Annotated in this window: 13 protein-coding genes; 11 read left to right on the top strand and 2 right to left on the bottom strand. The window is 45.1% G+C overall.

Translation table 11 applies throughout. The features are described from left to right. Nucleotides 1–46 precede the first annotated feature (46 nt). Nucleotides 47–277, top strand: a complete 231-nt coding sequence (locus G9G57_RS03580; protein WP_013372124.1) for a hypothetical protein — start codon at nucleotides 47–49, stop codon at nucleotides 275–277. A 53-nt stretch (nucleotides 278–330) separates the two neighbouring features. On the opposite strand, the gene G9G57_RS03575 is transcribed toward G9G57_RS03580, so the two are convergent. After that, a complete protein-coding gene (locus G9G57_RS03575; RefSeq protein ID WP_164964483.1) occupies nucleotides 331–2,211 on the bottom strand; it encodes a S8 family peptidase in 1,881 nt (626 codons plus the stop codon). Nucleotides 2,212–2,396: 185 nt separating this feature from the next. On the opposite strand from G9G57_RS03575, the gene G9G57_RS03570 reads away from it, so the two are divergent. The 6 genes from G9G57_RS03570 (at nucleotide 2,397) to thiI (ending at nucleotide 7,150) form a co-directional block, all read left to right on the top strand. After that, entirely contained in the window at nucleotides 2,397–2,903 is a 507-nt protein-coding gene (locus G9G57_RS03570; RefSeq protein WP_164964482.1) for a YpuI family protein, read from the top strand. A gap of 188 nt (nucleotides 2,904–3,091) precedes the next feature. After that, the gene (locus tag G9G57_RS03565) at nucleotides 3,092–3,319 is read left to right on the top strand and encodes a DUF1540 domain-containing protein (protein WP_025365350.1); all 228 of its coding nucleotides are present in this window, start codon (nucleotides 3,092–3,094) and stop codon (nucleotides 3,317–3,319) included. 41 nt (nucleotides 3,320–3,360) lie between these two features. Continuing rightward, a complete protein-coding gene (locus G9G57_RS03560; protein WP_016821569.1) occupies nucleotides 3,361–3,756 on the top strand; it encodes a hypothetical protein in 396 nt (131 codons plus the stop codon). A 163-nt stretch (nucleotides 3,757–3,919) separates the two neighbouring features. Further along, complete coding sequence (locus G9G57_RS03555) at nucleotides 3,920–4,618, top strand: lytic transglycosylase domain-containing protein (RefSeq protein WP_016821568.1); 699 nt, start codon at nucleotides 3,920–3,922, stop codon at nucleotides 4,616–4,618. Nucleotides 4,619–4,773: 155 nt separating this feature from the next. Beyond that, complete coding sequence (locus G9G57_RS03550) at nucleotides 4,774–5,922, top strand: cysteine desulfurase family protein (protein WP_164964481.1); 1,149 nt, start codon at nucleotides 4,774–4,776, stop codon at nucleotides 5,920–5,922. 1 nt (nucleotide 5,923) lies between these two features. Next, nucleotides 5,924–7,150, top strand: a complete 1,227-nt coding sequence (gene thiI / locus G9G57_RS03545) for a tRNA uracil 4-sulfurtransferase ThiI (RefSeq protein ID WP_016821566.1) — start codon at nucleotides 5,924–5,926, stop codon at nucleotides 7,148–7,150. A gap of 68 nt (nucleotides 7,151–7,218) precedes the next feature. Here thiI and G9G57_RS03540 read toward each other — a convergent pair whose 3' ends face one another. Beyond that, complete coding sequence (locus G9G57_RS03540) at nucleotides 7,219–7,914, bottom strand: TerC family protein (RefSeq protein ID WP_016821565.1); 696 nt, start codon at nucleotides 7,912–7,914, stop codon at nucleotides 7,219–7,221. Nucleotides 7,915–8,131: 217 nt separating this feature from the next. Here G9G57_RS03540 and G9G57_RS03535 point away from each other — a divergent pair, with 217 nt between their 5' ends. The 4 genes from G9G57_RS03535 to G9G57_RS03520 all read left to right on the top strand — a co-directional run bounded on the left by G9G57_RS03535 (nucleotide 8,132) and on the right by G9G57_RS03520 (nucleotide 12,767). Continuing rightward, a complete protein-coding gene (locus G9G57_RS03535) occupies nucleotides 8,132–8,791 on the top strand; it encodes a TerC family protein (RefSeq protein ID WP_025365349.1) in 660 nt (219 codons plus the stop codon). A 162-nt stretch (nucleotides 8,792–8,953) separates the two neighbouring features. Beyond that, complete coding sequence (locus G9G57_RS03530; protein ID WP_151255415.1) at nucleotides 8,954–9,445, top strand: hypothetical protein; 492 nt, start codon at nucleotides 8,954–8,956, stop codon at nucleotides 9,443–9,445. A gap of 293 nt (nucleotides 9,446–9,738) precedes the next feature. Then, nucleotides 9,739–11,580 carry a translational GTPase TypA gene (gene typA, locus G9G57_RS03525; protein WP_016821562.1) on the top strand — a complete coding sequence of 614 codons (1,842 nt, stop codon included), beginning with the start codon at nucleotides 9,739–9,741 and terminating at the stop codon, nucleotides 11,578–11,580. A gap of 125 nt (nucleotides 11,581–11,705) precedes the next feature. Continuing rightward, nucleotides 11,706–12,767 carry an LCP family protein gene (locus tag G9G57_RS03520; RefSeq protein ID WP_016821561.1) on the top strand — a complete coding sequence of 354 codons (1,062 nt, stop codon included), beginning with the start codon at nucleotides 11,706–11,708 and terminating at the stop codon, nucleotides 12,765–12,767. The last annotated feature ends 267 nt before the right edge of the window (nucleotides 12,768–13,034 follow it).

Below are 13,034 nucleotides of genomic sequence, written 5' to 3'. Positions count from 1 at the left end.
GCCTTCTTAATATGCTGTACTAATTCACCGAAAGGAGTTGCACATTATGAGTCATTGCCATTACGACCCGGTTGTGTGCCCGCCGATCCAATTTGTAAATCATCAATTTTACCCACAGGTGGTGCCTGTTGTTCATCCGATTGAAATTATTAATCAGGCGCATGTTATACCTGTGCCCCACCACGTATTTCCGGTGGTTGTCAAGGATCCTGGTGACCCATGCTGTCATACTCGCAGTCATGGAAAGCGGCCTGTCCGTACCAGTTCCAAGCGTTAAGAAAGCCTAAAAAGGCAGCCATGGAGCAACATGGCTGCTTTTTCTGGGGTATCCTAGGCTTCCAGTTTCCTCAATAGGGATTTTAACTTGTCACTGAAATGCTGGGGATAGAATTGCAGGGGAACATACGGACGTTGTGCTGCTTTCAATGCTTTATACACGTCGATTTGACCATACCCAAAATATTTGTCATGTCCTGGTGTGCCCAAATCAATTACGCTGTCTCTCATTAAATCCATTACCTCTTTATTGGTTAGATCAGGGTTAATGGATCGAATCAGGGCAGCTAGCGCTGATACATGTGGACTGGCCATTGAAGTACCCGACAGCGCAGCATATTGATTCCCTGGATACGTACTGGCAATACTTGCACCTGGAGCCATGACGTCCACGTAATCGCCGTAGTTAGAAAAGGATGCGCGGTGCATAGAAGAATCTGTAGCAGAAACGGCAAATACTTCAGGGTATGCTGCTGGATAACCAGGTCGCTCCGTATTATCATTGCCTGTGGCTGCAACTAATACAACATCTTTGTCATAAGCGTATTTGATTGCATCATGCAAAAATGAAGCTTGTGCATAGTTGCCGAGACTCAAATTGATGACCTTGGCCCCGTGATCAGCTGCCCATATAATACCTTCTGCAACCGAGTAAGTCGTACCGGAGCCAGATTGGTCAAGTACCTTGATCGGCATGACCTTGTTGTACCACGTCATACCGGCGACTCCCTCACCATTATTTACGAGCGCAGAAATGATGCCCGCGACATGCGTTCCGTGACCGACGTCATCATAAGGCTTTTCGGACGGGTTGACCACGTTATGCCCAGAAAGAATTTGGCCTTTTAGATCAGGGTGATCCAAATCGACTCCCGTATCTACAACAGCGACAATTACATCCTTGCTGCCTTTGCTTAGTTTCCAACCTCTGTTGGTTTCGGTAGCAGGCAGGTTCCATTGATAGCGAGAAAAAAGCAGATCATTGGGAACGGAGCTGTCTGCATCGGCCGTCGTTTTCTCATTGGTTAGATACATATAGTGTGGCTCAGCATAAAGCGGGTTCCACTTTCGGGAAAAGTATTGTTTTAGCTCTTTAAAGTTCATCTTATCCGAATGAAATACATAAGTATAACCAAGCCTGCGACCTGGCTCACAGTGCAAATCTGCTGCAATTTCCTGCAGTTGTCGTGAATCAGGATTGTGACGGAAGCGAACGACAATTTCGTTTTCAAAATAATGGCTTGCATTTTCGTTGTCGTGTCCCGTTTTGACAGTGATATCGTGCAATGTGTCAGGATGTACGGATTCGATTTTGTAGCTACCTTCTCTTGGATAGGGAATTAAACGCAAATTTTTGCGCTGGTGCTTCTCCACGTCACGCAATACTTGCTGACTGACTAGAGCAGCAACACCGCATGTTCCGTCAGCCGATGGTTCAGCCATGACGAAATATTTACCGCCTTCAACCTGAAAAGCAGCCGATTCATAGGATTTATTTTGCGTGACGGAACGACGAGCTGCAGCCAAGCTGCTTTGAATTTGAGGATGGCTTAGCAGACTTGTCTGTGCTTTGCTACCTGTATAGGTGTTAGTCTTTCCGTCCCTAATGTGAATCCACTGGAGCGTATGAAGATGACTGTGTGATTGCTGCAATGTGTGGGTGAACTGTCTTTTCTGATCGGTAGTTTTACCATTCAGCTCCCGCATTACGTATTGAATATCCTGTCTTGCGTCCATCCGTGTGAGGGTATCTGTAGCGGACAGGTCCAAAGCCAACATTCCTTTTTTAAGCTGCTTCTCCTGCTGTGGTACCATCTTGGTCGTATATTCGGGCTGTGGTGTGTGGCGGTGATCGCGTGAAGGTAGCATCAGTGTGATCAGAAGCACCCCGGCAGCTGCTCCAAGCAGGGGTTTTAACCATTTTCGCCGAGACATGAACCGTCCTCCTTAAGTATTCATAAATTTATGGTTTAGCGTGAGGAGGTTGGCATGTTTTTATACCTTTCAATGCTTATTTGTGGTAGGATAAATACTGAAAATTACAGCTCTTTCGGTTAGAAGGGACTATTTTCGGGTAACCAAATTGATGAACAAGCAACAAATAAGGGGGAGCTGCCTTGATGTCAGCAGTCAACGTACAAAAATTATGTGAGTCGGCGCAGGAGAGACTGAAAACTGCCGTAAAACGTGTGGAAACATTCCTCAATGAGCATGCTCTGCCGCAACTGGCTGTGGATAGCAATGAGGAGTCCGTACTTTTTTACAAAGGTTTTTTGTCGGATCTCCGCCATGTCCTTGTTTTTTCCGAAGTATCCTATGAAAAGTTGGGTGTGGCTTTGCGCCGTGCCAACTTTGACGTCGATTTTGCGGAAAAGGCATTGTATAACGTATACCATGACTGCGTGAACAGCTTTTTTTATCCCAAAAATGAATCTTACGCAGAGGACGGACGCTATGCTTATACGGGACAAGATGCTATCCGCTTCCGTAAAACGCCAGTGCCAGCCGCACGCGAAGTGATCATGGACATTACGAAAAACTTTGAAGAATTGCGTGATGATCTGACTTATTATGAAAGTGATTATTTGACACAGCGCCGGATGCAGACTCGTCGTACTCATGCCTAAAGCATTCAATCCAGAAATTCATTTCTAATCAAAAACTAAAACAAGACAAGCAAGCCGTTTTCTACTTGTTTCCTGCCAGTTTGGAGGAGACGAAGGGAAGCGGCTTTTTTCGTATGTCACCAACTGCCATATGCCATGAACGCATAGGTGCAGACGAGCGGGGGGACAATGAATCCGAGGTGATGATCATGAGCCAAGAGGCCAAGCCAATCGTAAAGTGCAGTGTAGCCAATTGCCATTATTGGGGAGAAAACAACTTTTGCAAGGCAGATTTGATCATGATTGAAGTAGATGGTCATGCCGGGAAAAAATTTAAAGAAGAATATGCGGGGGAAAGCTTTAGTTCAGAAGAACGTGATAAGGCTGCAACGTCTGCTGCAACCTGTTGCCACACCTTTAAGCCGAAGTCTCTGTAGATTTATTACGCGATTCATTTCCATTTGGAGGTGCAGGAATTATGGAAGATCATGAAAACGATAAGCATAAGAATGAAGAGCATGTTAGCCGTGAACGTGTAGATTATCCTCGTCACGTTCAGGAGCGCTCTGCCAAGCGCCGCCATCATCGTGAGGAATATGCCGCAGAGGTTGCTCCTGGCTCGCCAGTTGTGACCAAACATGAGAACAAGGGTGAAGAGCAGGTTATAAACAATAGTGGTCGTATTTCCGGCTATATTGGGCTGGCTGCTGGTATCGCATCATTGTTTATGTGGTCTATTGTGCTGGGACCCATTGCGGCAGTTTTAGGATTTTTTGCTTATGTAAATGGCAGTAAAACAACCGGTATTTGGTCGATTGGTCTTGGCGCATTGGCAACCTTGAGTTATTTTGCTTTTATCCCGTTTGTGCGCTAACCCTGTTGGGTAAAGGTTCCGATATCTTAGCTCCGCTGTCTTTTCGACAGAAACGGAGCTTTTTTTCATTAAAAAGTATGGAAGTACATAGTAAAAAGTTGTATCATAGCAATAACGACAAGCTATTTGGGATATAACAACTATAGAAAGTTGGGAACACCACATGCAAATTGATCCGCGCGTGTCCAAATCTATGTTAGACATGCAGCTGTTAAATAATATGAGTGCTACGACCCAGACGGGTACAGCGGATGCTTTTTCTGGATTGCTGGAACAAGTAGGTCAGCTGGAAACAGATGATGCTGTCACCCAAGAAAATTCAGGCGATGTTACCAGAGATGAAAACGGCTTGCTCTGGCTACAACTGGGACCTTCGAGGGGAACGGCTTCGCCATTGGCAGTCTATCCGGCTTCTTCCAATGCGGCAACGGACGGACCTACAAAAGCTACAGCGTATGATAGTTTGATTAATGAGGCAAGTCAGAAATACGGCGTTCCGGTAGCTTTGATTAAAGCAGTTATTGATACGGAATCTTCATTTAATCCATCGGTTACTTCTTCGGCCGGAGCCAAAGGACTTATGCAGTTGATGGATGCTACAGCTCAAGGTCTGGGAGTTAGTGACCCCTATGATCCTGCACAAAATATTGATGCTGGCGTACGCTATTTGTCTTACCAGATTAAACGTTTTAACGGACAGGAAAATATGGCGCTGGCTGCGTACAATGCAGGTCCTGGACGGGTGCAGCGGCTTGGAGTAAGTAGTGATGAGCAGTTGATGTCTGTACTGGACAAGCTTCCGGTAGAAACGCAAAGATATATTTCCAAAATTCAGAATGCACGTGAAAAATATACCATCTAAGCCCTATAGCTTATAGCATAAAAGTGCGTAATTTCAATTCGATTAGGTCCGCAGACAGGATCAATATGGGGAAAGGGTGTCGCTGTAATGAAGCGGCCTTTCCCTGTTTTGGTCTTTTTTTGTTGTAGCAGTTGTGGGGCAGAAAGGGGAGTTTGATGAAATATTTTGATTATGCCGCGACAACTCCGCCTTTTGAAGAGGTGATTACAACCGTTGCCGAGGTAATGAGACGCCATTATGGCAATCCATCTTCCATGCATCGGTATGGAGAGGACGCGGCTAAGTTGATTAAGCGCTCGCGCGAAGTATGCGCTGCAGCTTTGGGAGTATCTCCTTCGGAGATTGTCTTCACATCCGGGGCAACGGAAAGTAATAATCTTGCCGTTAAGGGAGCAGCTTTGCAGTATCAGACTAGAGGCAAACATATCGTTACTGTATCGACAGAGCATCCGTCTGTGTATGAAGCATGCAAACAGCTAACAAATTTGGGTTTTGAGGTTACTTTTTTACCTGTGGATGAGGAAGGTCATGTGACTGCCGAACAGGTTTGTGCAGCTGTTCGTAAAGATACGATTTTAGTTAGTATCATGCATGTCAATAATGAGACGGGAAGAGTGCAACCGTTGCATGATATCGGAGCTGCGCTGAAGAAACAGTTCCCTCGTGTCCTATTTCATATTGACGGTGTACAGGGGTTTGGAAAGCTGCCGGTTGATATCCGGGGGTGGCAAGCTGATCTGTATAGTCTTTCAGCGCATAAGCTACGTGGACCCAAAGGTGTGGGGTTGCTATTCGTTCGAGAAGGTGTAGAGCTTTTCCCACTGCTTAGTGGCGGCTCTCAGGAGCAAGGGGTTCGTGCGGGTACCGAAAATGTACCATCGCTTGTCGGTATGTCCAAGGCGGTACGGCTGGCGGGCGAACGACAAGCAGAGACAGCACAGCGCATGATTGAGTGGAGAGAACGAGTGGCTGCAGAATTGAAAACAATCCCACAACTGCGGCTGAACAGTGGGAAAGAAGCGCCGCATATTGTCCACTTTTCGTATCCGGGCATGAAGGCCGAGGTACTGCTGCATACGCTGGAGCAATTGGGTGTGGCAGTGTCCACCAAATCGGCTTGCTCTTCAAAATTAGCCGAGCCCAGCCGGATACTGCTGGCGATGGGCCGCAATGAGGCAGAAGCAGCCGGCGGCATTCGTATCAGCTTTGGTGATGAACATACGGAACAGGATATCGACGAGCTCATACTCGCACTTCGACAGGCTGTAGCCAAGCTGGAATCCCTTGAAAGGTGGAAACGTTAAAATGCACTATGATATGCTGTTACTTCGCTTTGGCGAATTTACATTAAAAGGGAAGAATCGTGCTCGTTTTGAAAAGGCTGTACTGAAACACGTAAAACTGTTGCTTAAGCCTTTTCCAGGTGCTTCTTTGGGCAAGGAATTTGGACGGATTTATGTGGTTCTCGGAGGAGAGCCTTATGAACAGATCATTCAAGTGTTGCAGAAGGTGTTTGGCATCACGACGATTAGCCCTGTCAAAATGGCTCCTGTTGAGTTGGATGCTATCATTGAGACGGCTGTAGCTTTAATGCATGAGCTGAACGTAGACGAGGGAACGACATTCAAGGTAAATGCCCGCAGAGTATGGAAGGGGTTTCCCCATTCTTCACAAGAGATGAATCATTTAATTGGATCTCCTCTATTGCGGAATTTTCCGGCGCTGAGGGTCGATGTACGTCAACCTAATATTGAGCTGCGTGTGGAGGTAAGAGAGCAGGCGGCATATATTTTTAGTGATGTCATTATGGCTGTCGGGGGCTTTCCGTTAGGAACGAACGGCAAAGCTATGCTGCTGCTGTCCGGTGGAATTGACAGTCCGGTAGCAGGATGGTCATCCATGCGTAGAGGCTTGGAAATCGAATGTGTACATTTTTATAGCTATCCATTTACAAGTGAGCGTGCGAAAGAAAAGGTTATTGATTTGGCAAAAGTATTAGCAGGCTACGCGGGCCGCATCAAAATTCACCTTGTACCGTTCACAGAGGTGCAGACGGCCTTTACTCGCACTGGGCAGGATAATTTGATTATTACGCTAATGAGGCGGTCTATGCTGCGAATTGCAACGATGCTGGCAGAGCGTGAAGGAGCATTGGCACTCGTGACGGGCGACAGTCTGGGTCAAGTTGCTAGTCAAACGCTATCCAGCATGAATGTGATTGGTCGTTCGACGGAACTCCCCTTGCTGCGACCTCTCGTCATGATGGATAAGCAGGAGATCACAGAAATCGCTAAGCAAATTGGCACCTACGATTTATCCATTCTCCCGTATGAGGATTGCTGTACATTGTTTGTTCCCAAATCTCCCACGACCAATCCGAATTTGTGGGTAGTGCAGAAGATTGAAGCTTCTATTCGGGATTTAAATGCTTTAATCGATCAGGCTGTAGCTACAACGGAGACGGTTGTCCTTGAGGCAGGCGGAGCTATAGAGGGGCGTAAAGAGGAAGTTATACAGGAAGATTGGTTTTAATAAAAAAGGCAGACCCGCAACAGTGTTGGGTCTGCCTTTTTATTTGGGTTGTGCTTTTGAAAACTCTTTTAGACGGCTTTTTCTCGACGGGCTACTGCTCTGCGATTTTGAAGATATCCTGTGAGCAAGATCCCAGCCATAACGGTGGCAATAAACAAGATACGCAGCGCCGGATGCTCTGTAAAGTATGGTGCCAGCTTACGTTCTTCAGTGATCATATTAGAGGCCGTATAACCAAGCACAGCCGATCCTAAATAGATGATCCAGGGGAATTTGTTGATCAGCTTGATAAAAAGAGTACTTCCCCATACAACGATCGGCACACTGATTAACAGGCCCAGCACTACAAGTATCAAATGTTGCTGGGCCGCGCCAGCAACAGCAATCACGTTGTCCAGACCCATTGCCGCATCGGCGATAATAATGGTGCGGATAGCACCCCATAGCGTTGTGCCTGCTTTAACTTCAGCATGATCCTCTTGGTCCACGAGCAACTTATACGCGATCCAGACTAGCATCACACCCCCAATGAGTAACAACCACGGTACTTGGAGCAACCAGAGTACCACAATAGTGGCTGCTATGCGGATGAGCAGGGCACCCCCGGTGCCGTATAGAATCGCTTTTTTTTGCATTGCAGGAGGCAGCTTTCTGGCGGCAAGCCCAATTACAATCGCGTTATCTCCTGCGAGTAGAAGGTCAATAAATATTACATTAAGCAATAGCCAAAAGAACTGAAGTACAGACATGTCAATCGTTCTCATCTCCCTGATTAAACATCATCAAAAACATTGCATGTTGTTTATGTTAATACCCGTTTTTCGGAAATACGATTCATTATATTGCTGTTTGTTATTGAATTCAAGGTATATACTCAACAAATTGGATATCAGTTATTAATAAATGATGAATTATTTGAAATGCCTGCAAGCATAGCCTCGTCCGATTTCGCATACATGTAGGATGGGGGTGTTTGTACATATGGAGCATATCATTTTGCTATTGAAAATATTAATGATTAATTTGGTGCTAAGCGGTGATAATGCAGTTGTTATAGCCATGGCGAGCAAAAACTTGCCTGCAAGGCAGCGAAGTCAAGCGATATGGTGGGGGGCAGTCGGTGCGGTCCTTCTGCGCTGTGTGTTGACTTTTGTAGCTGTTATTTTGCTGGGCATACCTTTTATTCAGGCGGCGGGCGGCTTACTTCTGTTATGGATTGCATTCAAGTTGCTGTATGAGAATGATGATCATGTAGGAGTAAGAGCGGAAACAACCATTTGGAAGGCAATACAAGTGATATTAGTAGCAGACTTTGTAATGAGTCTAGATAACGTATTAGCTATTGCAGCTCTAGCCAATGGGGACATTGCTATTATAGTCATTGGTATCGCAATTAGTATTCCGATTGTCGTCTGGGGCAGCAATGTGATAGCAATCTGGCTTCATCGATTCCCGATCCTTGTTCTGCTGGGATCTGCCATTCTGGCCTTTACGGCAGGAGAAATGCTACTGCGTGATCCCAAATTGGGCATATGGTTAGCAGTCATGGGTGAGGTTATACATGCATGGTTACCGCTCTTGCTGGCCGTAGCGGTTGTCATTGCAGGAATATATCGACAGCTACGGACCCGTCATATTTGAACGTGGTTTTTTTGGAAAACATCGGCTAAACTAGACATAGGGTTTTGCAGATGCCGGGGAGTTTGCTCGGTTTTTGTAAAAACTCTATATTCATAAAAGTGTACTTAAAAATAACTACATTTAATGACTCAAAAACAAATCCAGCAAACAAAGGAGACCACGATGAATTCCGGAAAAGAGCGTATGATCGGAGTAGGCATTGTTGCCGTAGGACTGATTATTTTGTTGGGGAAATTGGGGACGTTCTCCTTCTTGGGACGCAACCTTTGGCCCTTGCTGATTTTAATACCTGGAATCGTGCTGCATGCAATGTATATGATGCGCAAGGTATCACCCTTTATGTTGCTGCCGGCAGGGATTTTGTCGGTATACGGCTTCCTCTTTTTTCTCTGCAATACTTGGGGATGGCATTTAATGGTCTACTTATGGCCTATGTTCCTTCTAGGTGTGGCGATTGGATTATGGGAGTATGCCATTAATGATATTTCGCTTTCTTGCAATGTATACACAGGGAGCGTGCTATTAGGCTTGATATCGGTGCTATTATTAATTATTACCTTGCTAAGTACAGGCATCATGTATATTATTGCCGTTTTGCTGATTGGAGCTGGAATCTGGTTGGTCATAAACAACCGTAGCAAACGCAACTGGTAAACCGACAAGCTGTGCAGATTTCATGGCGGTAAATTACGGAACAGGCAATAATGTCTTGCTTTATGACATATTTCTACTATAATATAATGGATATGAAAAGAGCGTCGGAATGATTTCTGACGCTTATTTTAAGGTTTTCACGCGAATCGGAGAGAGAAGCTGTCTGTATAAAGCCTGAAACATATAGAAGGCTGGCAGGGAGTGGGCCTAAAGAACGATTGTTAGCCTTGAATGAGCATTGCTTCAGGATAGAGACACTATTTTGATATACGGAAAGGATATGGATACAAACCATGCATGCAAGAGAGAACATTCGCAATATTGCGATTATTGCCCACGTCGACCACGGAAAAACGACACTTGTCGATAAGTTGCTTCAACAGTCTGGAACATTTAGAGAACACGAGGCTGTTCAGGAGCGCGCCATGGACTCCAACGATCTGGAACGTGAACGCGGTATTACGATTTTGGCTAAAAATACAGCTATCACTTACAAAGATTACCTGATTAACATTGTAGATACACCGGGACACGCCGACTTTGGTGGTGAAGTGGAACGGATCATGAAAATGGTTGACGGCGTTTTGCTCGTCGTTGATGCTTACGAAGGCTGCATGCCGCAAACGAAATTCGTACTGCGTAAAGCGCTGGAACAAAATCTGACGCCTATCGTTGTAGTCAATAAAATTGACCGTCCGGCAGCTCGTCCAGCAGAAGTCATTGACGAAGTACTGGATCTGTTCATCGAGCTGGGTGCAAATGATGATCAATTAGAATTCCCTGTTGTGTACGCTTCGGCACTGAACGGAACCTCCAGCTTGGATGCTGAAAAGCAAGATGACAACATGCAAGCATTGTACGAAACAGTGGTAGAGCATATTCCATCTCCAACTGAGAAAGTAGATGAGCCTCTTCAATTCCTCGTAACACTGATGGACTATAACGAATACCTGGGCCGAATTGCAGTAGGTCGGGTGAACCGCGGTATTATCAAGCAGGGACAAGCGGTCACAGTTATCCAACGTGATGGCAGCAGTAAATCAGCGCGTATTGAGAAGTTGTTCGGCTTCCAAGGACTGAAACGGATTGAAACCGATCAAGCAGGCGCTGGTGACATTGTGGCGATCGCGGGGATTAAGGACATCAACATTGGTGAAACCATTGCCGATCCAAATCATCCTGAAGCGTTGCCTGTACTGAAAATTGATGAACCTACACTGCAAATGACCTTCTTGGTTAACAACAGTCCATTCGCAGGTCGCGATGGTAAGTGGGTAACATCTCGTAAATTGCGTGAGCGTCTTCTGAAAGAACTCGAAACAGATGTCAGCTTGCGTGTTGATGAAACCGATAGCCCGGATGCCTTTATTGTATCTGGACGTGGTGAATTGCATTTGGGAATCCTGATTGAAAACATGCGTCGTGAAGGTTACGAACTGCAAGTGTCCAAACCGGAAGTTATCGTTAAGGAAATTGACGGTAAAAAAATGGAGCCAATCGAACGTCTCCTCATTGATATTCCGGAAGAAAGCATGGGTGCAGTTATGGAAAGCCTGGGCTCCCGTAAAGCCGAAATGGTCAACATGATTAATAACGGTACTGGACAGGTTCGCTTGGAATTCCTGATCCCTGCACGTGGTTTGATCGGTTACACTACAAACTTCCTTACTTTGACTCGTGGCTACGGTGTAATGAACCATGCATTTGACAGCTATGGACCATTTGTTGGCGGTCAAGTAGGTGGACGTCATCAAGGTGTACTCGTATCCACGGAAAACGGCACCTCTACATTTTATGGTATGCTGGGCGTAGAAGATCGTGGTATTTTGTTCTTGGAGCCAGGGACTGAAATTTATGAGGGTATGATCGTTGGTGAGCACACACGTGATAACGACATTGTCGTTAACATCTGTAAGGAAAAACAATTGACAAACGTTCGCTCCGCAACAAAAGATGATACAGTTAAATTGAAAACACCTGTTATCTTCTCTCTGGAGCAGGCGCTTGAATACCTGAATGATGATGAGTATTGTGAAATCACTCCTAAATCCATTCGTTTGCGTAAAAAGATCTTGAACAAAGGTGAGCGCGAGCGTGCGGAGAAACAACGTAAAACAGCACAAGCAAATAGTTAATTCATAGGATTGGTCTTTGGCCACAGCGGCGACGCCCGGAAATGGGATGCGCCGCTGTATGTGTTTTAGGATTGTAAACTTGGAGAAAGCTATATTTCTCAAAACGCAGGAAAAGGTGTTGAAGCATGAGTAATCTTTCGAATGGATTGCCTCCCCGGACACAAAGCGGGAAAAAATCCGCCAAACCGAAAAAAACGAAAAAGAAAAAAAGCTTTTTCAGATCGTTTATGAAGTTTGTCTTATTTCTACTCATTATAGGTATCTTGGCAGCAGGTGGTTATACCTACTATATTTACAATCAGGTAGAGGAAGTTTTGGATACTGGAATCAACAAGGAAGTGCCCAAAACGCAACTGGCTGAGGCTAAGCCTTTGACTATTTTATTGCTTGGAACCGACTATCGCCCTGACCATCCGACGTATTTGTCAGATGTTATTATGGTAGCTACATTGAACCCTAGTACAAAATCGTCTACCATTGTGTCCTTGCCTCGTGATACGCGTCTAGAAATGGATGGGTATAAACCACGCAAGCTGAATGAGTATTATCCGGTGTTTAAGGCTAGAGAGAAAGACTCTGGTGAAGTTGCTGAAGAGCAAATGAAGAAGATGATCGGAAAATATTTAAACATTAATATTGATTATGTAACGGTTATTAACTTCCAGGGCTTTAGAGATGTTGTAGATAATCTAGGTGGCGTAGATGTAACGGTTGACAAAAATATGTGTTATCGAGACCGTGCTGATGGCACCGATATTAACTTGACAGCTGGGGCCAAGCATTTGAACGGTGACCAAGCTCTTGATTTTGTTCGCTACCGCAAGTCGAATTGTCGTCCGAGAACGGCTGAATCTGACGACTTTGATCGCAATCGTCGACAAAATCAGGTGCTTCATTCCCTAATTGACCAAATGCAATCCTTTAATGCTTTGACCAAGTTTAGTGCAATTATTAAATCGGTTGATAAGAATATGATGACTGATATCGAGTCACAGCAAATGAAAAATATCGTACAAACCTATTGGAATATTTCCAAGCAAAATGTAAAATACAATCCTGTATCAGGAACGTGGCGTAGCCCTTATGTGTACATTGATGAGCAACAGCTCGATTTGGCCAAACAAGCGCTACAAGAGGAATTAGCCAAAAAAGCAAGCGACAGCACTGAAGCTTCTTCCAATTCCTGAGTATGTATCTTTTTCCCCGCTTATGTTATACTCGCAGCGAGTAAAGCTCTTATATAGCATAAGGGGGTTGAGGTATGACTAAATTTAAAGTGAACCCAGTCTAGGTCCAGTGAGCAATCACTGGGCCTTTTGTGTCTAATTTTAAAAATGTACAGGCTCTGAGGCTATCTTCAGCTACACTTTTCGTTGCATTATGCTGTTTTGGGGTTCTTTTTTCAGGGAATCAGCAAGTATTGGGTAGCCAGTGAATAGGTATAGGTATGAAAC

It is taken from the genome of Paenibacillus sp. EKM211P (assembly GCF_011066175.1).
GTDB classification, from domain to species: domain Bacteria; phylum Bacillota; class Bacilli; order Paenibacillales; family Paenibacillaceae; genus Paenibacillus; species Paenibacillus polymyxa.
Note: the sequence above shows the minus strand (reverse complement) of the source record. Positions and strands in the feature narration are given on the sequence as shown.